Source organism: Streptomyces sp. NPDC005004 (genome assembly GCF_053600675.1).
This window is the reverse complement of record NZ_JBSGAH010000004.1, coordinates 163,009-182,414: the sequence shown is the minus strand read 5'-3', so window position 1 is coordinate 182,414 and position 19,406 is coordinate 163,009. Positions and strand designations below refer to the sequence as shown.

The 19,406-nt window shown below is 73.5% G+C and carries 14 protein-coding genes; 9 read left to right on the top strand and 5 right to left on the bottom strand.

All coding sequences use genetic code 11. From position 1 onward, the window contains the following. The first annotated feature begins 39 nt into the window (after positions 1-39). Positions 40-681, top strand: coding sequence for a class I SAM-dependent methyltransferase (locus tag ACWEEU_RS06970; RefSeq protein ID WP_451729360.1), 642 nt, complete (start codon positions 40-42; stop codon positions 679-681). A gap of 64 nt (positions 682-745) precedes the next feature. On the opposite strand, the gene ACWEEU_RS06965 is transcribed toward ACWEEU_RS06970, so the two are convergent. Continuing rightward, on the bottom strand, positions 746-2,758 hold the full coding sequence (locus tag ACWEEU_RS06965; protein ID WP_451729776.1) for a DUF1996 domain-containing protein: 2,013 nt from the start codon (positions 2,756-2,758) through the stop codon (positions 746-748). A 495-nt stretch (positions 2,759-3,253) separates the two neighbouring features. Between ACWEEU_RS06965 and ACWEEU_RS06960 the strand changes: the two genes are divergently transcribed. The 5 genes from ACWEEU_RS06960 (at position 3,254) to ACWEEU_RS06940 (ending at position 12,181) form a co-directional block, all read left to right on the top strand. Then, the gene (locus ACWEEU_RS06960; protein ID WP_451729357.1) at positions 3,254-5,863 is read left to right on the top strand and encodes an NlpC/P60 family protein; all 2,610 of its coding nucleotides are present in this window, start codon (positions 3,254-3,256) and stop codon (positions 5,861-5,863) included. Between the two features lie 247 nt (positions 5,864-6,110). Next, entirely contained in the window at positions 6,111-7,475 is a 1,365-nt protein-coding gene (locus ACWEEU_RS06955; RefSeq protein WP_385744877.1) for an FAD-dependent oxidoreductase, read from the top strand. Between the two features lie 263 nt (positions 7,476-7,738). Beyond that, positions 7,739-8,932, top strand: a complete 1,194-nt coding sequence (locus tag ACWEEU_RS06950) for a hypothetical protein (RefSeq protein ID WP_451729354.1) — start codon at positions 7,739-7,741, stop codon at positions 8,930-8,932. A gap of 100 nt (positions 8,933-9,032) precedes the next feature. After that, on the top strand, positions 9,033-9,374 hold the full coding sequence (locus ACWEEU_RS06945; RefSeq protein WP_385744881.1) for a DUF1232 domain-containing protein: 342 nt from the start codon (positions 9,033-9,035) through the stop codon (positions 9,372-9,374). Positions 9,375-9,439: 65 nt separating this feature from the next. Continuing rightward, entirely contained in the window at positions 9,440-12,181 is a 2,742-nt protein-coding gene (locus ACWEEU_RS06940; protein WP_385744882.1) for a SpoIIE family protein phosphatase, read from the top strand. Between the two features lie 16 nt (positions 12,182-12,197). Here the strand turns inward: ACWEEU_RS06940 and ACWEEU_RS06935 are convergent, their stop codons facing one another. Continuing rightward, positions 12,198-12,695 carry a GNAT family N-acetyltransferase gene (locus ACWEEU_RS06935; RefSeq protein WP_451729349.1) on the bottom strand — a complete coding sequence of 166 codons (498 nt, stop codon included), beginning with the start codon at positions 12,693-12,695 and terminating at the stop codon, positions 12,198-12,200. A 59-nt stretch (positions 12,696-12,754) separates the two neighbouring features. Here ACWEEU_RS06935 and ACWEEU_RS06930 point away from each other — a divergent pair, with 59 nt between their 5' ends. Beyond that, on the top strand, positions 12,755-13,372 hold the full coding sequence (locus ACWEEU_RS06930; protein ID WP_451729346.1) for a TetR/AcrR family transcriptional regulator: 618 nt from the start codon (positions 12,755-12,757) through the stop codon (positions 13,370-13,372). Here the strand turns inward: ACWEEU_RS06930 and ACWEEU_RS06925 are convergent. After that, positions 13,347-15,188 carry a glycoside hydrolase family 15 protein gene (locus tag ACWEEU_RS06925; RefSeq protein WP_385744888.1) on the bottom strand — a complete coding sequence of 614 codons (1,842 nt, stop codon included), beginning with the start codon at positions 15,186-15,188 and terminating at the stop codon, positions 13,347-13,349. The two genes, ACWEEU_RS06930 and ACWEEU_RS06925, sit on opposite strands and share 26 nt — an antisense overlap. A 239-nt stretch (positions 15,189-15,427) precedes the next feature. Between ACWEEU_RS06925 and ACWEEU_RS06920 the strand changes: the two genes are divergently transcribed. Continuing rightward, complete coding sequence (locus ACWEEU_RS06920; protein ID WP_385744890.1) at positions 15,428-15,634, top strand: hypothetical protein; 207 nt, start codon at positions 15,428-15,430, stop codon at positions 15,632-15,634. 51 nt (positions 15,635-15,685) lie between these two features. Then, positions 15,686-16,120 carry a BlaI/MecI/CopY family transcriptional regulator gene (locus tag ACWEEU_RS06915; RefSeq protein WP_385744892.1) on the top strand — a complete coding sequence of 145 codons (435 nt, stop codon included), beginning with the start codon at positions 15,686-15,688 and terminating at the stop codon, positions 16,118-16,120. Between the two features lie 181 nt (positions 16,121-16,301). On the opposite strand, the gene ACWEEU_RS06910 is transcribed toward ACWEEU_RS06915, so the two are convergent. Together ACWEEU_RS06910 and ACWEEU_RS06905 are read right to left on the bottom strand one after the other, a co-directional pair. After that, positions 16,302-18,650, bottom strand: a complete 2,349-nt coding sequence (locus ACWEEU_RS06910) for a glycoside hydrolase family 65 protein (protein ID WP_385744894.1) — start codon at positions 18,648-18,650, stop codon at positions 16,302-16,304. Continuing rightward, positions 18,647-19,387, bottom strand: a complete 741-nt coding sequence (locus ACWEEU_RS06905) for an HAD family hydrolase (protein WP_451729340.1) — start codon at positions 19,385-19,387, stop codon at positions 18,647-18,649. The genes ACWEEU_RS06910 and ACWEEU_RS06905 overlap by 4 nt, the downstream gene beginning before the upstream one ends. Between the last annotated feature and the right edge of the window lie 19 nt (positions 19,388-19,406).

The following is a 19,406-nucleotide window of genomic DNA, read 5'->3' as shown; positions in this document are numbered from 1 at the left end:
CGATGCCGGGCAGTCGAACGGGATACGGGAGGAGCCGTCTTGGCCGAGGAAGAACAGCGGGCACCGGCAGCGGTCGTGTTCGACGCGCTGGGTCTCGCCTACGAGGAGGCGTTCGCCACCTCCGCGTCCCATCTCGCCTCGCTGGGCTGGCTGGTGGAGCGGCTGAAACCCGGCAGCCGGGTGCTGGACGTGGGCAGCGGGACGGGCAGGCCGACCGCGCGGGTCCTCGCGGACGCGGGGCACCGGGTGCTCGGCGTCGACGTCTCGCCCGTGATGGTGGAGTTGGCCGCGCGGCAGGTGCCGGAGGCCGAGTTCCGGCTCGCGGACATCCGTGAACTGCCGCTCGCCGTGGGGTCGTTCGACGCGGTGTGCGCGTACTTCTCGCTGCTCCAGATGACGCGCGCCGAACAGAGGGCCGTGGTGGGAAAGCTGGCGGCCGCGCTCCGGCCGGGCGGACTCGCCGTGCTGGCGACGGTGCCGGTCGACGTGGAGGGCGTGGACGTGACGTTCATGGGCCAGCCGGTGCGGGTGACGAGCTTCGCGGCCGAGGACTTCGCCCGGCTGGCGGCCGATGCGGGACTGTCGGTGCTGGCGGAGGAGAACGTGGTGTTCACGCCCGCGCATCCGGACGGCGGCCCCGAGCCGCAGGTGTTCCTGTACTGCCGGCGGGGCGACGGCTGAGACGACGGCGGCGGCGGTGCGGGGCTCGTCGCCCGCGCGCCGCCGCCGCCCTGTCCGTTCCGGGTCAGTAGCGCAGGCGCCGGGCCCGGAGGAACATCACCAGACCGGAGGCCGCCAGCAGGACACCGATCGCGGCGGGCCAGAGCTGCGCGCCGGTCTCCGCGAGGCTGCCGCCGGACGTCTGCGGCTCGGTGCCGGTGGCGGGCGGCGGCGTGGTCTGCGGGACGGCTGCCGCGCCCGTGGCGTCGGTGGCCGAGACGGAGGGGGTGGCCCCGGCGGGCTCGGTGCCCTTGCCGGAGGGGGCGGTGGTGCGCTCGGCGGGGGCCGTGGTGCGGTCCGCCTTCGGGGCCTGGGCCGGCTTGGTCGTCCCGGTCGGACCGGCGGTGCCGCCGGGCTCCTCCTGCTTGCCTCCCTTGCCGTGGCCGTCGTGCTTGGTGCCGCCGGTCGGCGTGACGGTCGCGTCGGTCCTCGGCAGCTCGGCCGGGCTGCTCGCGGTCGCGGTGTCGCCGGGCTTGCCGCCCTCGGACGGCGCGGCGGTGCCCTTGTCGTCGCCGTTCTTGCCGCCGGCGCCCTGGTCGCCGCCGTTGCCGCCGTCGCCCGGGTTCGCCGTCGCGCCGCCGTTGTCGCCGCCCTGGTCACCGCCGTCGTCGCCGCGGGGGCCGCACGTGCGCCCCGAGTTGATGCAGTCGACCATCTGGCCCATCAGGCTCTCGTCGAAGACGTTGATGAAGTCGCCGTGGTCGGTGACGGGCTTGTGCTGCTGCTCGGGGAAGGAGTCCACCGCGTACAACGGCACCGTCTTGCCACCGTCGTCCAGGCTCGGTGCGTCCACGTCGTAGACGATCCGCTGCACCAGCTGCGGGATGGGCTCGAAGCCCTGGGGGCAGGCGCCGTCCTGGCCCTCGAAGGCCACGTGCGTACGGTGGTTGGCGCTGTCGGTGTTGCGGCCGTCCCAGCAGCTCTGGAAGCGGAAGGTGCGCACCACGTCCGAACCGGAGGGGCACAGCGGGTACTTGTCCTTGAGCTGCCGGTCCTCGAATCCGGTGCAGCTCCAGGAGGCGTTGGCGTTGGCGGGGCCGTTGACGAAGGACTTGGCGTCGCCGGTGATGATGCGCAGCAGCCGCGGCATCGCGGTGACCTTGCCGCGCGGGTTGCCCACGAAGGTGATGGTCACCTGCTTGGGCGTGACGATCTCGCCCGCGTTGCCCTCGGTGCCGCCGCCCGGGGCGCCCGCGTCCTTCTCCTGCTTGCCGTTCTGCAACCGCACCACCGGCCAGTAGTAGGTGGACTTGTCACCCTTGTCGACGCAGGAGGTGTCGGCCTTGGCGAGGTCGTCGTCACCGGCGAAGGCGGTGTTGGACTGGTTGCCGACGTAGTCGTGGAAGTGGTGGGCGCCGTTGGAGACACCGGGGGCCACGATGACGTTGTCGGAGTTGCGCAGGCCGTTCGCGTTGACACCGCACTCGGAGGTGAAGGAGCCGGTGGAGGCGTCCGCGCCCTTGGCCGGGTTCGGCACGTTGGGCTGTACGGACTTGATGTCGGCGTAGTCCGCCGCGACGGGTCCGTTGCCGCCCTGGCCGGGGGCGGCGCTCTGGCCGTTGCCGGCGGGGGGCTGAGTGTCGGCGGGAGGCGTGCTCTCGGCCGAGGCGCTGTCGCCCGGGGCGCTCTGGGCGGGGCGCAGGGTGCAGGCGGCGAGCGCGTCGAGTCCCTCGGGGCGGTCCCCGGCGCGGCCGATGGCGTCCGCCACGCGGTCCAGGGTCGCCTTCCGCTTGTCCTTCAGCGGGTTCATGATCGGGCCGTCGGCGGCGGCCGGGTCCTGGCGTATCTCCGGTGCCGACTGCTGGAGTTGCTGGTAGGCGGCGGCGATCTGCTGGTCCAGCGTGGCGAGTTCGCGGTCCACGTCCGCGCGGGCCGCCTCCGGCACCTTCGTCAGCTGGGTGCCCACGTCGGGACAGTCGATCGTGGCCATGCCGGCGGACTTGACCTGCCCGGTCGCCTCCGGGCCCTGCCCGCCCCAGCCGCCTTCGGAGGCCGAGGCGTAGACGTTCGCCGCGACGAGGCCACCCCCGCCGAGCATCAGCGCCATGGCGGCGAAGGTCACGCGTCGTGCGCCGGTCGGGCGTCTGCGCCTGTTGGGTTCCAAGGTCGTTCCCCTGCGTGTCGTGGTCGGTCGGGGCGTGCTCGGTCGAGGGCATGAGTTGCCCCGGACCCCATACGCGGGGCGGTGCGGATGTGTTCAACGGGCCCGGGGATTCAGGACGAACTCATAAGAAAAAAGGGTCACATGAGGCGTGACAACCTCGCCGTGCGACACCTCTCGGGGCGCAGGACACCAGCTCGCCGGGGGTCCGGTCCTTTTCCCTCTCGAACACTGCCGTGAACATCACAAATACGTATCGGACATTCCACCCGACGACCTTCACACGAGTGACACAAGTTGGCTAGGTTGACGCCAAGGCCGCCCGGCTCCCCACCCCGTGAGCCCTCCGCGGCGCCCGGAGCGGGGGTTTCGACCGACTCGCGGGCGCGCCGGCCCGATTGCCCCGCGGGGCGAGGAAGGAGCGCGTCTCGCATGGCATCGGAGAACCCCGAAGAGGTGCGGAAGCGGATCGACTCCCTCTACGCCCGGGCCGAGAACGACACCGGCAACTTCAACGCCACCCGCGCGATGGCGGCGGCCAGCCGTAAGCGGGGAGTGCCGCTGGCCAAGCAGCGGGGCGGCGGTTCCGATCCGGCCCTGGACGCCCTCGCCCAGCAGTGGTTCGACGTGGCCCGCGCGAAACTGGGCCCGACGGTCCCGGCCGCGCTACCGCCGGACCGGATGCCGGAGATCACCTCGGGCGGCCGCACCGACTACGCCCCCGAACTCACCGCCCCCTCCCCGCCGGCACTCGGCGCCGGGCCCTCCGGGGGGCGCGCGACGCCTGAGCTGCCGGCCGGCGGCCCCGCGCCGGCGCTCCCGGGCGCGCGGCCCCCGGCGGCCCTGGAGGCGGGGTCCTCCGCCGCTCAGCTCCCGCCCGCGCAGGCCGCCTTCCCCGCGCCCACCCCGCCGGGCTTCGCCGGACCGGGTATGACCGAGACGAGCGGCCTCATCCCGCTGCCTGCCATGACCGCGGGGCCGCCGGAGCCGATGGCGTACGGCGCGCCCGCCGGCGCCGCGCTCGCCGCGCCGCCCGCCGGTCCCGCCCCGGCCGTCGCACAGGAGGCCGCGGTGCGCGCGGCCGGCGGGCTGCCCGCCACGCCGCCCGGCACGGAGGCCAAGTCCGAGTACCAGGACAAGCTCGCCTCCGCCAACCAGCTCCTCACCCGGCACCCCGTGCCGCCGACGACGCCTTCCGCGCGGCCCGAGCGGCCACCGGTCCAGGCTGCTCGACCCGCTCAGCCCGCGGCCCCGGCTCACCCCCGGCCCGGGGGCCAGTCGCAGGCCACGGGACAGTGGCAGCAGCCCCAGCAGTGGGCGGCCGCACCTCAGGCCGCCGCTCCGGCCGCCGCGCCCGTCACCGACACCGGCGCGTGGGCGGCGTACGCGGCCGTCCCGGACGCGGTCACGGACACGGGGTCGCTCGCCTACTTCCCGCCGACGCCGTCCCCCGCGGCGGCTCCGGGTACGGACGCGGTGCCCGGCGGAGCCACGGGGGCGTTCCCGGTCGGGGACACGGGCGCGTTCCAGGCCGCGAGTACGGGCGGCTTCCCGGCGGTTGACCCGGGGATGTTCCAGGGGGGTGGCACGGGTGCGTTCCCGGTCGTCGACCCGGCGACGGCTCAGGCGGGGAACACCGGCGCGTTTCCGACGGCTCCCGCCAGCGCCCCCCAGGCCGCAGACACGGGGTTCTACCCGGGAGTTGGGGCCGCGATGCTCCAGCAGGGCGGCACGGGTGCGTTCCCCGTCGTCGACCCGGCGACGGCTCAGGCGGAGAACACCGGCGCGTTTCCGACGGCTCCCGCCAGCGCCCCCCAGGCCGCAGACACGGGGTTCTACCCGGGAGTTGGGGCCGCGATGCTCCAGCAGGGCGGCACGGGTGCGTACCCGGCGGCCGACACCGGCTCGGTGCAGGCCGCGAACACGGGAGCCTTCGCCGGAGTCGGCGCCACCGGGGCGTACCCGGCGCAGCCCGCAAGCACCGGAATCTTCCCGGGAGTTGCTCAAGGGATGCCCCAGCAGGGCGGCACGGGCACGTTCCCGTCGGCCGCGACCGCCGACCCTCAGGCGGGAGATTCGGGCTCGTTCCCGGGAGTTGCGGCCGCGATGCCGCAGCAGCCCCGCGCCGACTCCACGCAGGCCGCGAGCGCCCAAGCGTTCCCTGCCGCTGTCCCGGCCTCGCCCCAGCAGACCGGCACCTTCCCTGCGGACCCGGGGATGCTCCAGGCGGGCGCCACGGGCCAGTTCGCCACCGCCGCCGCCGAGATGCGGCAGGCGGGCGGCGCGAGCGGCTTCCCCGCCGTCGATCCGGCGACGCTCCAGGCCGGTACGACCGGCGCGTACCCGGCGGCGAACCCGGGTGCGATGCCCATGGCCGACCCGGCGACGTCGCAGATGGGCACCCCCGCGGCACCCCCGGCCGCGCCCCCCGCCGCGTACCAGACCGGTTCGTTCACCTTCCCGCCCCCGCAGGCCCAGGCAACCGCCACGGCCCCGCCGACCGCACCCACGCCCGCCGCTGCCCCACAGGCCGCCCCCCAGCCCACCCCCACCATGCCCTCCGCAGCCACCGCCCCCGCCTACCCTCAGCAGCCCCCCGCGTCCACTCCCCCGCCCGCCCAAGCCACCACCGGCTTCGCGACCGCCGCACCCGCCACCCCCGCCGCCGGGGAGTCCGCGCACGCGGTCCGCGCCGCCAAGGCCATCGCCTTCGCGCGGACGCAGCTCGGGAAGCCGTGCGTCTGGGGAGCGACCGGGCCGGACTCCTACGACTGCTCCAGCCTGACGCAGGGGGCGTGGCGGGCGGCCGGGGTCGCGCTGCCGCGTGCCGCGGCGGAGCAGGCGCTCGGGGGCAGTCCGGTGACCCTGGCCGCGATCCAGCCCGGTGACCTCGTACTGTTCTTCGAGGACGACCGGCACGTGGGTCTCTACGTCGGCAACGGCACGATGATCCACGCGCCCGGCCCCGGCGCCCTCATCCGCGAGGAGTCGATCTACGGCGCGGGCGAGGCCGCCATCCACCGCGTGATCCGCCCCGCCTGATCCACCGGACCCGAGCACGGCACCCCACCCCCAAGGCGCCCTGCCCCGGGCGACCCACACGGAACCGCCCGACCAGGACCACCCGGCACACATGGGGCCAGAACCCACATCTGGCCCCATAACCCGACCTATCGCCCCATAAGACAGCCTTATGAGTCCATAGACCGGACCCGTGTACTAACTTAGGGCTGCCTCAGCTTAGGCTTCCTGATCGAGTCGCCTGTCCACGCTCGAAGGGAACCTGATCATGCCGCGCCCCCTGCGGGTAGCCATCGTCGGAGCCGGCCCCGCCGGGATCTACGCCGCCGACGCCCTGCTGAAGTCCGAGACGGCCGCCGACCCCGGCGTGTCCATCGACATCTTCGAGCGGATGCCCGCCCCGTTCGGCCTGATCCGGTACGGCGTGGCGCCGGACCACCCGCGCATCAAGGGCATCATCACGGCCCTGCACCAGGTGCTCGACAAGCCGCAGATCCGCCTCTTCGGCAACGTCGACTACCCGACCGACCTCAGCCTGGACGACCTGCGCGCCTTCTACGACGCGGTGATCTTCTCCACCGGCGCGATGGCCGACCGCGAGATGTCGATCCCCGGCATCGACCTGGACGGCTCCTACGGCGCGGCCGACTTCGTGTCCTGGTACGACGGCCACCCGGACGTGCCCCGCACCTGGCCGCTGGAGGCCGAGAAGGTCGCCGTGCTCGGCGTCGGCAACGTCGCCCTGGACGTCGCCCGCATCCTCGCCAAGACGGCGGACGAGCTGCTGCCGACGGAGATCCCGCAGAACGTCTACGACGGTCTGAAGGCCAACAAGGCCCTGGAGATCCACGTCTTCGGCCGCCGTGGCCCGGCGCAGGCGAAGTTCAGCCCGATGGAACTGCGCGAGCTGGACCACTCCCCGAACATCGAGGTCATCGTCGACCCCGAGGACATCGACTACGACGCGGGCTCCATCGAGACCCGGCGCGGCAACAAGCAGTCCGACATGGTCGCCAAGACCCTGGAGAACTGGGCGATCCGCGACGTCGGCGACCGCCCCCACAAGCTCTTCCTGCACTTCTTCGAGTCCCCCGCGGAGATACTCGGCGAGGACGGCAAGGTCGTCGGCCTGCGCACCGAGCGCACCGCCCTCGACGGCACCGGCAACGTCAAGGGCACCGGCGAGTTCAAGGACTGGGACGTCACCGCGGTCTACCGCGCGGTCGGCTACCTCTCCGAGAAGCTGCCCAAGCTGCCCTGGGACCTGGAGACGGGCACCGTCCCGGACGCGGGCGGCCGCGTCATCGAGGAGAGCGGCAACCACCTTCAGTCCACGTACGTCACCGGCTGGATCCGGCGCGGCCCGGTCGGCCTCATCGGCCACACCAAGGGCGACGCCAACGAGACGGTGGCCAACCTGCTGGAGGACTACGCGGGCGGCCGTCTGCAGACGCCGGCCACGCCCGAGCCGGAGGCCGTCGAGGCGTTCCTGGCCGAGCGGGGCGTCCGCTTCACCACCTGGGAGGGCTGGTACAAGCTGGACGCCGCCGAGCGCGCGCTCGGTGAGCCGCAGGGCCGCGCCCGCGTGAAGCTCGTCGAGCGCGAGGACATGCTCCGCGAGAGCGGCGCGTAAGACGCGAGGCGCAGGGCACGTCGGCGCACGGCCCGCGAGGGACGAGGCGTCGGAACCCGGCGCCGTACCGACCGAAGACCGAGGCCCCCGGGGACCGCGAGCCGGTTCCCGGGGGCCTCGGCGCGTCGTACCGCGTGCTCCCGCGTGGAGGGAGCGGGCGGCGTCCGAACGGGCGACGCGCCGTCGAGGGGACCGGCCGCCGCCCGGCGCACCCGAGCGGTGATACTGGAGGACGCACCCGCCTCCATCAGCAGAATTGGCCCATGTCGAACTCCGTCACCGACCGCGACACCGTCCCCGAGACCCTCTGGGCGGCGCGGGGCCGTCACACCGGCCCCGCCCCCGAGGAGGTCGTGCGCCGCACCCTGCGGCGGCGCAAGGAGAGCGGGGACATAGACGACTTCGCCGAACCGGCCGTCCCCGGGGACGGCGACGGGGACACCCACGGGGGCGAGGAGTCCGCGCCGCACGTCTTCGAGGCCCGCTGGCGCGCCGGGGGCGCGGTCACCGTGCGGGCCCGGCTGACCCTGCTGCCCCGGACGGGACGCCCTGAGGGGCGCGAGTGGCGGCTGGTCGCGGAGGCGGAGCGGCCGTGGGACGAGTCGTGGCCGTCGCCCGCCACCCTGTTCTGGCCCGAGGGCGGCGCCCCGCAGGACAGCGGCTGGGACCACCACCCCACCGTGGCGGGCGTGCGTTTCCGGCAGGTCAACCCGCTTCCGGCGGACGACAAGGAGATGCGGCGCAGGCTGCGGGAAGCGGCCAAGGACGCCTGGTGCGTCAACCTGGTCGTGCACGAGGCGATGACCCCGGACGAGCGCGGCCGCCTGCCGCTGGCCGGGCTCCTTCCGGCGGGTCTGCGGCACCGCGTCGTGGAGCACCGGGCGAGCCCCCAGCAGTTCCGCGGGGTGAACTGGGCCCTGAAGGACCTCGGGGTCCAGGTGCCGCGCGGCGGTGCCGTGCTGCTGCCCCCGGACCCGGCGCCGAAGGACTACGACAGCGGCGACTTCAGCGTGCGCAGCGTGTTCCTGGACGGCTCCGAGCCGACCGAACTGGTCGCGGCGCTGCGGCGTTTCGTGGCGCTCCCGCGACCGCTGCCCCGGGGTCTCGGTCAGGCCCTGACGGATCTGCGGGACCACTGGACGCTGATGACCCTCCAGGAGGAGCTGGAGCGCGAGCGGCAGCGGGTGACGCGGTACGCCGAGGCGCTGGAGGCGATGACCAAGTCGCGGGATCTGTACCGGCAGGCCGCCGAGGAGGCCCACGAGGCGCTGGCCGCCTACCGCGAGCTCGCGCCCCTCGGGCTGCCGCACCAGCAGCGGGCGGACGTCCGGACGGGTTCGCCGTTGCAGCAGCTCACGCGGACCTTCGAGCGGCTGAGGTTCAGCCCGAAGAGCGCGAGGTCCGGGGCCGCCCCGGAGGCGTCGTCGACCGGCGGCGAGGCGGACCGGCCGGAGTGATCGGGCCACCGGTGCCGTAGGGCGGCGCGCGGCGGGCAGAGGGAAGACGTACGGTCCCGGGCGGCGGCGCGGCCCGGGGCGACGAGGGGAGGGAGACCGTATGGATTCCACCACGATCCTGCTGCTGGTGGCCGCCGTCGTGGCGGCCGGGGTGCTGGCCGTCGCGGTCGTGCTGCTGGTGCGGCTGGTGCGGACCCGGCGCGGGCTGCGGCGGGCGGGGCTGCCCACCGGGCCGCGCTGGGTGTTCTGGGGCGCGGTCGTCTATCTGCTGCTGCCGACCGACCTGCTGCCCGATCCCGTCTATCTGGACGACATCGGCGTACTGCTCCTCGCCCTGCGCTCCATGCGGCCCCCGCGCCCCCTTACGGAGGAACCCGTCGAGGTTCCCGCCGTGAAGACGCGGCGGGGGCGTCCGGACGGGTCGGCGCGGCGGTCCTCGTAGTGCGCCGGCCGCCACCGACTGTGACGGTCTCGCCTGATGGGGCCGGGCAGTGTAGACATGGGCACATGGTGCGACTGCCCGGCCGGCCCGACACGCGGACGCCCCGTTCGTTCGGGCATCCGCGTGCGCCCTTCGGCGCGCACCGGCCGGACGGTGCGTCAGGGCCCGGCTCCCAGCCCGGCGTGCTGCGGGCGGCGATGTCCGCGCGCAGTGTCGCGGGGCAGGTGTTCATCCTCCAGGTCGTGATCGTGCTGCTGCTGGTCGTCGCGGCCGTGGTGGCACAGGTGCTCCAGGTGCGGCACGACAGCGATCTGGAGGCGCGCAACCGTTCCCTCGCCGCCGCCGGGTCGTTCGCCAACGCCCCGGGCACGGCGGCGGCGCTGCGCACCCCGGACCCGACGGCGGCGCTCCAGCCGAGCGCGGAGGCCGCGCGCAAGGCGTCCCACGTGGACTTCATCGTCGTGATGAACACCGCCGGCATCCGTTACACCCATCCCAACCGGGACCGCATCGGCAAGAAGTTCGTCGGCACCATCGGCCCCGCGGTGAACGGCGGCACGGTCGTCGAGCACCTGAACGGGACCATAGGCCCGCTGGTGCAGGTCGTGGTGCCGGTGCGGGACTCCGGCGGCAAGGTGATCGGGCTGGTGTCCGCGGGCATCACCACCGCGCACGTCGGCGGGGCGGCGGACCAGCAGGTGCCGTTGCTGCTCGCGGCGGCCGCGGCCGCGCTCGCGCTGGCCACGGCGGGCACCGCACTGGTCAGCAGACGGCTCCTGCGGCAGACGCACGGCCTCGGCCCCTACGAGATGACCCGGATGTACGAGCATCACGACGCGGTGCTGCACGCCGTCCGGGAGGGTGTGCTGATCGTCGGCGGCGACGGCCGGCTGCTGCTCGCCAACGACGAGGCGCACCGCCTCCTCGACCTGCCCGACGACGCCGAGATGCGCAGCGTCCTCGATCTCGGCCTGGACGACGAGACGGCCGGTCTCCTCGCCTCCGGCCGGGTCGCGACGGACGAGGTGCACCTGGTCAAGGACAAGCTGGTCGCGATCAACCAGCGCCCCACCGATCTGGAGGGCGGCCCGCCCGGCAGCGTCACCACGCTGCGCGACTCCACCGAGCTGCGCGCCCTCTCCGGCCGGGCGGAGGTGGCCCGCGAGCGGCTGAACATGCTGTACGACGCCGGAGTGGGCATCGGCACCAGCCTGGACGTGAGCCGTACGGCGCAGGAGCTGGCGGAGCTGGCGGTGCCCCGGTTCGCGGACTTCGTGACGGTGGACCTGTTCGACGCGGTGCTGAACGGCGAGGAGCCGAAGCCCGGCACCGACCTGCGCCGGGCGGCGTACAGCGGCATCCGCAAGGACGCCCCCCTGTATCCGCTGGACGAGCGCATCCGGTTCGTGCCGACCTCGCCGCAGGCCCGCAGCCTCGCCACGGGACAGTCGGTGCTGGAGCCGGACCTGCGGGACGCGCCGGGCTGGCACGCGCAGGACTTCGAGCGCACCGGGGAGATCGTCGAGTACGGCATCCACTCGCTGATCACGGTGCCGCTCAGGACGGGCAACCTGATCCTCGGGGTGGCCAACTTCTGGCGCTCGGAGAAGCCGCAGCCCTTCGACGCCGAGGACGTCACCCTCGCCGAGGAGCTGGTGGCGCGGGCGGCGGTGTCCATCGACAACGCCCGCCGCTACACGCGCGAGCACAGCATGGCGGTGACCCTCCAGCGCAGCCTGCTGCCCCGCTCGCTGCCCGCGCAGGACGCCCTGGACATCGCCTACCGCTATCTGCCCGCGCAGTCCGGGGTGGGCGGCGACTGGTTCGACGTGCTGCCGCTGCCGGGCGCCCGGGTCGCGCTCGTCGTCGGTGACGTGGTCGGGCACGGGCTGCACGCGGCGGCGACCATGGGCCGGCTGCGCACGGCGGTGCACAACTTCTCCTCGCTCGACCTGCCGCCCGACGAACTCCTCGGTCTCCTGGACGAACTGGTGGGCCGGATCGACCAGGACGAGACCCCGGCGGACGGCGCGGCGGCGGTGACCGGGGCGACCTGTCTGTACGCGGTGTACGACCCGGTGTCCCGGCGCTGCACCATCGCGCGCGCCGGACATCTGCCGCCGGCGGTGGTCTACCCGGACGGCCGGGTGGAGTTCCCGGACGTGCCCGCCGGTCCCCCGCTGGGTCTGGGCGGCCTGCCCTTCGAGACGGCGGAGCTGGAACTGCCCGAGGGCAGTCGTCTGGTGCTCTACACCGACGGTCTGGTGGAGGACCGGGACCGTGACATCGACGTGGGTCTCGACCTCCTGCGCGACGCGCTCGGCCACGCGCCGGACGCCTCGCCGGAGGACACCTGCCGGGTCGTGCTCGACCGGCTGCCGGTGCGCCCCGCCGACGACGTGGCGCTCATCGTGGCGGAGACGCGGGTGCTGGGCGAGGACCGGGTGGCCGAATGGGAGGTGCCCGCCGATCCGGCGGCGGTCTCGGAGATCCGGGCCAAGGTGACCCGGCAGCTCGCGGACTGGAACCTGGAGGAGCTGACGTTCACCACGGAGCTGATCCTGAGCGAACTGGTCACCAACGCCATCCGCTACGGACGCGGCCCCATCGGGGTACGGCTGCTGCTCGCCCGCTCGCTGATCTGCGAGGTCTCCGACGGTACGACGACCTCACCGCATCTGCGCTACGCGGCCAGCACCGACGAGGGCGGCCGGGGTCTCTTCCTGGTGGCGCAGATCGCGGACCGCTGGGGCACCCGGTACACCCCCACCGGCAAGATCATCTGGGCGGAGCAGCCGCTTCCGTGACACACGGCCGGGGCGTTCACGGGAGGAGGCGGCGCTGCCAGGTCTGGCCGATCAGGTCGTGACCGAAGCTGTGGTGCGGGTCCTCGGCGGTCAGCTCGAAGCCGTGCCGCCGGTAGAGGCGGCGGGCGGAGCCGAGGACGTCGTTGGTCCACAGGGTGACCGCCTCGTACCCGGCCTCGCGGGCGAAGTCCAGGCACTCCTCGACCAGCCGGGCGCCGACGCCGAGCCCGCGGGCCGCCGGGTCGACGAGGAGCAGCCGCAGCTTGGCGGTGCGGTCGTCCGCTCGCACGCAGAAGACACAGCCCGCCCGCCGCCCGTCCACTTCCGCGATCCAGGCCGCCTGCGGTCCGGGTTCCTTGCCGTCGGCGTAGTCGGTGACGATCCGGCAGACCAGTGCCTCGAAGTCGGTGTCCCAGCCGAACTCCCGGGCGTAGAACTCGCCGTGGGCCATCACGACCCAGCCCAGGTCGCCGGGCCGGCCCAGGGGCCTTACGACCGCCGTACGCTCCGCCATCGCGTCCTCCCGGTATCCTTCCGCGCCACTGAAACGACTGTTTCAGTAGACTAGCTCCCGTGAGCCGCTCCGAGCCAGACCCCTCCCCCCGCCGCCGGGAACTGCTGGAGGCGGCCTACGCCTACGCGCTGCGCGGCGGCCTCGCGGAGCTGTCCCTGCGCCCGCTCGCGGAGGCGATCGGGTCCAGTCCGCGGGTGCTGCTCTATCTCTTCGGCAGCAAGGACGGACTGATCCGCGCCCTGCTCGCCCGGGCGCGGGCCGACGAACTGGCCGCGCTGCGGCGGATCGTGGACGTGCGCGACTCGCCGGAGGACCCCGGCGGGCTGCGGCCGGTCGCGCGGGAGCTGTGGCGGTGGCTGCGCGACGACGCCCACCGGGGTCTGCTGACCCTGTGGGTGGAGAGCTACGCCCGCTCCCTCACCGACCCGGACGGCCCGTGGGGCGGCTTCGCGCGGGCCACGGTGGAGGACTGGCTGACGCTGCTCGCGGGCGCGCAGCCCGCCGCGCTGCGGGACTCCGAGGCGGCGCGCCTGGAGCGGACCCTGGTGCTCGCGGTGCTGCGGGGCGGGCTGCTGGACCTGCTGGCGACGGGTGACACGGCGCGGGTCACGTCGGCGGTCCACCACCAACTTGCGTCGGTGGAGAACCGGTTCATCCCAGCGCCCGGTCCAGGTTGAAGGCCGCGCTGATCAGGGAGAGGTGGGTGAACGCCTGCGGGAAATTGCCCTGTTGCTCTCCGGTGCGGCCGATCTCCTCGGCGTAGAGGCCGAGATGGTTGGCGTAGGTGAGCATCTTCTCGAAGGCGAGGCGGGCTTCGTCCAGGCGCCCCGCGCGCACGAGTGCCTCGACGTACCAGAACGAGCAGATGGAGAAGGTGCCTTCGTCGCCGCGCAGCCCGTCGGGACTGGCGCCGGGGTCGTAGCGGTAGACGAGGGAGTCGGAGACCAGCTCCTCGGTGAGCACGTCCAGGGTGGAGAGCCACTTGGGGTCGGTGGGGGCGATGAACTTGGCGAGCGGCATCATCAGCACGGAGGCGTCGAGTACGTCGCCGGCCTCGTGCTGGACGAAGGCGCGGCGCCGCTCCGACCAGCCCCGGTCCATGATGCGGCGGTAGATGTCGTCGCGGGCCTGACGCCAGCGGCGGTGGTCGGCGGGCAGGCCGCGGCGGTTGGCGAGCCGGATGGCGCGCTCGATGGCGACCCAGCACATCAGCCGGGAGTACAGGAAGTTCTTGCGGCCGCCCCGGGTCTCCCACACGCCCTCGTCGGGCTGGTCCCAGTGGTCGCAGACCCAGTCGACCAGGTGGCACACGTCGTCCCACTGGGCGCTGGAGATGGGCTGGGCCCACTTGTCGTAGAGGTAGATGGAGTCGATCAGCGCGCCGTAGATGTCGAGCTGGAGCTGTCCGGCGGCGGCGTTGCCGACGCGCACCGGTGCGGAGCCGCGGTAGCCCTCCAGGTGGGGCAGTTCGCGCTCGGGGAGCCGGGTGCGGCCGTCGATGCCGTACATGACCTGGAGCGGGCCGCGGGCCGCTCCGTCGCCGGGGCTGATGTGCGTGGTCAGGAACCGCATGAACGCCTCCGCCTCGCCGGTGAAGCCGAGGCGGAGCAGGGCGTAGACGGCGAAGGCGGCGTCCCGCACCCAGACGTAGCGGTAGTCCCAGTTGCGCTCGCCGCCGAGCTGTTCGGGCAGGCTGGTGGTGGGGGCGGCGACGATGGCACCGGTGGGGGCGTAGGTGAGCAGCTTCAGGGTCAGGGCGGAGCGGTGGACCATCTCGCGCCAGCGCCCCCGGTAGCGGGACTGGGCGAGCCAGCGGCGCCAGTAGGCCACGGTCGCGTTGAACTCCTGCTCGGCCTCGGCGTGGGCGCAGCCGCGCGGAGCGACCTCGTCGCCGGCCTGGTCGAGGGCGAACACGGCGGTCTCGCCCTCGACGAGCTTGAACTCGCCTCGCGCGTCACGGCCGTCGCACTCCAGCGGGACGGTGGTGGTGAGCGCGAGGGACAGCCCGGGAGACTCGAAGAGCATCCGGCCCTGGTCGTCGCGCACGGTATGCGGGTCGGCGCCGTATCCGAAGCGCGGGGCGACCAGGACACGGAACGGGACGGTGCCGCGGACGCAGACCACGCGCCGGATCAGCCGGTGGCGGGACTCCTCGACCTGGTCGTCGCCGGTGACCGGCATGAAGTCCTGCACCTCCCCTACGCCCTCCTCGGTGAAGAAGCGGGTGATCAGCACGTTGGTGTCGGGGAAGTAGAACTGCTTGGTCCGGGCGGGTACGGCCGCGGCCAGCGCGAACCGTCCGCCGCGCTCGGGGTCGAGCAGAGCCGCGAACACGCTCGGCGCGTCGAAGGCCGGGCAGCAGTACCAGTCGATGGTCCCGTCACTTCCGACCAGCGCCACGCTCCGCAGATCCCCCACGAGCCCGTGCTCGGCGATGGGCAGGTGGCGGTGTCCGCCCCCGGAGATGTCCGACTGAAAAGAGGTCTCGTCCATCGCCACTGCCTCCCGGTGGGATCGGGGTGCTTCCAGCTTAGGGCGGGAGGTGGGTCGCGGGGGGGTGGCAGGTGGGAGGCGTGGGGATGTGTGGGAGCCGTCGGGGCGGGCAGGCGGTCCGGCACCGGTCGCCGGGCAGTCTCCGGATGCGGGGTGCGGCCCGGCGGGCAATGGTGAAAGGGTGCCCCGTCTGCGGGCACCGGAACGGATGCGCCCATCCGGACCGACGAGGAGGCATCATGTCGAGCTCAACATCCGAAGAGTCCCGGTCGTCCGACGATTACTGCACCCCGGACGCCCTGCTCCACACCGCTCCCTCCCGGGACGTCTCGCCGGAGGACCTGGTGATGGCGGCGGGCAGGGACGTCACGCCGAAGAACCTGGACTGGGCCCGCCGCAAGCTGGAGAGCGAGGGCTCGGCGGCGGTCGAGAAGCTGCTGCCCTAGATCGGGTGCGGCGCGCGGGGCGGGGCCGTCTCGCGCGCCGCGGGTTCGACCATGACCGGCAACGGCAAGGGGATGCGGCGCTGCGCCGGGGCGCTGGAGAACGAGGTGCTGACCGCGCTCTGGGCCACCGAGCGGCCGCTGACCCCTGCCGAGATCCAGGCCGGCATCGGCGGTCTCGCCTACAACACCGTGCACACCATCCTCAAGCGCCTCTACGACAAGGGCCTGGTCCTACGCGACGCGGACGGCCGCCGAGGCGCGTACCGCCCCTCCAAACACCCCGCCCAACTGACCGCCGAGCTGCTGCGCCGCACCCTGGACCGGGGACCGGACCCCATAGGCGCCCTCGCCCGCCTGGTCCCCCTGCTACGACCGGAGGAAGCCCGAGCGCTGCGCGGCTTCCTGACGGCCGGCCCGGACAGCGGCCCGGAACCCGGAACGGCCCCCGACCTCGAAGGCGCCGACGAGCCCGACACGACCCCCTAGCCGGACCGGGCGCCGTGGAGGAAACAGGGGCTGCGCACGGTTTCCCGGCGCCCCGAACCCGCCAGGTCACCCTCGGCCTCGCCTCGGACCCCCGCCGAGCCCGAGACCCCGGCGCGGCCGCCGGACGCCGCCGGAGCCCCGCGCCCGGCAAGGGCATACCGCCCCCACCGCACGAAACCCCTCACACGTCCCGCGGCTCCCGGTGCGGCGGCTGTTCCGGAGCCTGCCGCAGGGGTGCCGGGGGCAGGGGGCGTACAGCCGGTTCGCCGGTGTTCAGGGTGAACGGCTCGCCGTGGTGGCTGAGGACCAGTGGAGGGCCGTCCAGGAGGGAGTACGTCGCTTTGTCGGCGCTGATCTCGACCCGGAGCCGGCGTCCCCGGTACTGGAGGTGGAAGGCGAGGCGGCGCAGGTGTTCGGGGAGGCGGGGGGCGAAGCGCAGGCCGGAGCGGCCGACGGGGCGCCGCATACCGCCGAAGCCCGCGACGAGGGCCATCCAGGTACCGGCGAGCGAGGCGATGTGCAGTCCGTCGCGGGTGTTGTGCTCCAGGTCGTGCAGGTCCATCAGGGCCGCCTCGGTGGTGTAGGCGTAGGCGAGCCTGAGGTGTCCGGTCTGGGCGGCGATGACGGCCTGGCAGCAGGCGGACAGGGAGGAGTCGCGGACGGTCAGCGGCTCGTAGTAGGCGAAGTTCCGGGCGATCTGCTCGTCGTCGAAGCAGGTGTCGCAGGTGTACATCGCGAGGATCAGGTCGGCCTGTTTGACGACCTGTTTGCGGTAGAGGTCGAAGTACGGGAAGTGCAGCATCAGCGGGTACTGGTCGGGCCCGGTGCCCGCGAAGTCCCAGCGCTGGTAGCGGGTGAAGCCCGCGCTCTGTTCGTGGACGCCGAGGTCTTCGTTGTAGGGGATGTTCATCGCCTCGGCGGCGTCCCGCCAGGCCGCGCTCTCCTCCTCGTCGGCGCCGAGCCGGTGCGCCTCCTTGGGGTGCCGTTCGACCATGTCGGCCGCCGCGAGCAGGTTCTGACGGGCCATCAGGTTGGTGTACACGTTGTCGTCCGAGATGGCGCTGTACTCGTCGGGCCCGGTCACGCCGTCGATGTGGAAGGCGCCGTGGTGATCGTGATGCCCCAGCGAGCGCCACAACCGGGCGGTCTCCACGAGCAGTTCGACCCCGACCTCCCGCTCGAAGCGGACGTCGCCGGTGGCCTCGACGTAGCGCACGACCGCGTCCGCGATGTCCGCGTTCACATGGAACGCGGCGGTGCCGGCCGGCCAGTACGCGGAGCCCTCCGAGCCCTCGATGGTGCGCCAGGGGAACGCGGCTCCGCTGAGCCCGAGTTGGGCGGCGCGTTCCCGCGCGGCGTCGAGGGTGTTGTGCCGCCAGCGCAGAGCTTCGGCGACGGCGCGCGGGGAGGTGTGGGTGAGCACGGGGAGCACGAACATCTCGGTGTCCCAGAACGCGTGCCCGTCGTAACCGGAGCCGGTGAGCCCCTTGGCGGGGAGCGCGCGCTGCTCGGCGCGGGCGCCCGCCTGGAAGACGTGGAAGAGGCCGAAGCGTACGGCCTGCTGGATCTCCTCGTCGCCGTCCACCTCGACGTCGGCGCGGGCCCAGAAGTCGTCCAGGCAGGCCCGCTGGTCGGCGAGGAGTCCCTGCCAGCCGTCGTGCGAGGCGGCGGCGAGGGCGGCGTCCACCTGGTCGGCCATCGCGGGCAGCGAACGGGTGCCGGACCAGCCGTGCGCGACCAGTTTCTCCACCCGCAGGGTCTGCCCCGGCTCCAGGACGGAGGTGACGGTGAGCCGGGCGACGTCGGTGCCGCTCTCGCTGCGGCTGGTGGTGCGGCCGGGTCCGGAGACGACGTGGTCGGCGGCGACGGCGACCCGCAGCCCGCTGCGCTTGGTGCGGTGGACCAGGCGCAGCCGCTCGCCCGAGGCGAAGCCGTCCTCCTGCTCCAGCGGGGAGTGCGGGGTCATCGCGGCGCGCGGGTCGCCGTTGGGCCCCGGCAGGCTCTCGTTGGCGACCAGCTCGGACTGGATGACGACCCGGCTGCGGCGGCCGACGGCCTCCACCTCGTAGGCGATGGCGGCCACGGCGCGCTGGGTGAGCGAGACCAGGCGGGTGGCGCGGACCCGGACCGTCGACCCGGCGGGCGAGGTCCACTCGCAGGTGCGCTCCAGGACGCCGCGCCGCATGTCGAGGACGCGCTCGTGGGAGACGAGGCGGCCGTAGCGCAGGTCGAACGGCTCGTCGTCGACGAGCAGCCGCAGGATCTTGCCGTTGGTGACGTCGATGACGCTCTGCCCGGACTCCGGGTAGCCGTATCCGGCCTCGGCGTACGGCAGCGGGTGCAGCTCGTGCACGCCGTTCAGATAGCTGCCGGGCAGACCGTGCGGCTCGCCCTCGTCGAGGTTGCCGCGCCAGCCGACGTGGCCGTTGGACAGCGCGAAGACCGACTCGCTCTGGGCGAGGATGTCCAGGTCGAGCGCCGTTTCGCGCACGGTCCACGGTTCGACGGTGTAGGCGCGCTCCGTGATCACTGCTTTCCTCCCAGCTCGGCGAGGTCTTTCACGACGATATGCGCGCCGTGGGCGTAGAGCGCGTCGGCCTGTCCGGTCCGGTCGACCCCGACGACGTATCCGAAGCCGCCCGCGCGGCCCGCGTCCATCCCGGCGAGCGCGTCCTCGAAGACGGCGGCGTGGGCGGGTTCGATGCCGAGGTCGTGGGCGGCGGCCAGGAAGGTGTCGGGGTGCGGCTTGCCCGGCAGATGCCGTTCGGCGGCGACGATCCCGTCGATCCGTACGTCGAAGAGGTCCTCGGCGCCGACCGCGCGCAGCACGTCCCGGCAGTTGGCGCTGGACGACACGATGGCCGTCGGCAGCCCCCGCGCCCTGACCGCCTCGATGTACCGCAGCGTCCCGTCGTACGCCTCCACGCCCCCGCTGCGGATCCTCTCCAGCAGCAGCTGGTTCTTGCGGTTGCCGAGGCCGTTGACGGTGTCGGCGTCCGGCGGGTCGTCCGGACCGCCCTCGGGCAGATGGATGTCCCGCGATTCCAGGAAGGCCCGCACGCCGTCCGCGCGGGGCCGTCCGTCCACGTACTCGTCGTAGTCGGCGACCGCGTCGAACGGACGCCCCTGCTCCCCCTCGTGTCCGCGCAAGTACGCGTCGAAGGTCTCCTTCCACGCGGCCGCGTGGACCACGGCCGTCTTCGTCACGACGCCATCGAGGTCGAACAGGCAGGCCAGGATGGTGTCGGGCAGTCCGAGCTGAGTCATAACAGCCAGCCTTCCCCGG

Bases quoted from the DNA above. Each gene is read 5' to 3' on its own strand.
- ACWEEU_RS06925 (WP_385744888.1), bottom strand. From the start codon at position 15,188: ATGGACGAGACCTCTTTTCAGTCGGACATCTCCGGGGGCGGACACCGC.
- ACWEEU_RS06945 (WP_385744881.1), top strand. From the start codon at position 9,033: ATGGATTCCACCACGATCCTGCTGCTGGTGGCCGCCGTCGTGGCGGCC.
- ACWEEU_RS06905 (WP_451729340.1), bottom strand. From the start codon at position 19,387: ATGACTCAGCTCGGACTGCCCGACACCATCCTGGCCTGCCTGTTCGAC.
- ACWEEU_RS06955 (WP_385744877.1), top strand. From the start codon at position 6,111: ATGCCGCGCCCCCTGCGGGTAGCCATCGTCGGAGCCGGCCCCGCCGGG.
- ACWEEU_RS06920 (WP_385744890.1), top strand. From the start codon at position 15,428: ATGTCGAGCTCAACATCCGAAGAGTCCCGGTCGTCCGACGATTACTGC.
- ACWEEU_RS06915 (WP_385744892.1), top strand. From the start codon at position 15,686: ATGACCGGCAACGGCAAGGGGATGCGGCGCTGCGCCGGGGCGCTGGAG.
- ACWEEU_RS06960 (WP_451729357.1), top strand. From the start codon at position 3,254: ATGGCATCGGAGAACCCCGAAGAGGTGCGGAAGCGGATCGACTCCCTC.
- ACWEEU_RS06950 (WP_451729354.1), top strand. From the start codon at position 7,739: ATGTCGAACTCCGTCACCGACCGCGACACCGTCCCCGAGACCCTCTGG.
- ACWEEU_RS06935 (WP_451729349.1), bottom strand. From the start codon at position 12,695: ATGGCGGAGCGTACGGCGGTCGTAAGGCCCCTGGGCCGGCCCGGCGAC.
- ACWEEU_RS06965 (WP_451729776.1), bottom strand. From the start codon at position 2,758: ATGCTCGGCGGGGGTGGCCTCGTCGCGGCGAACGTCTACGCCTCGGCC.
- ACWEEU_RS06940 (WP_385744882.1), top strand. From the start codon at position 9,440: ATGGTGCGACTGCCCGGCCGGCCCGACACGCGGACGCCCCGTTCGTTC.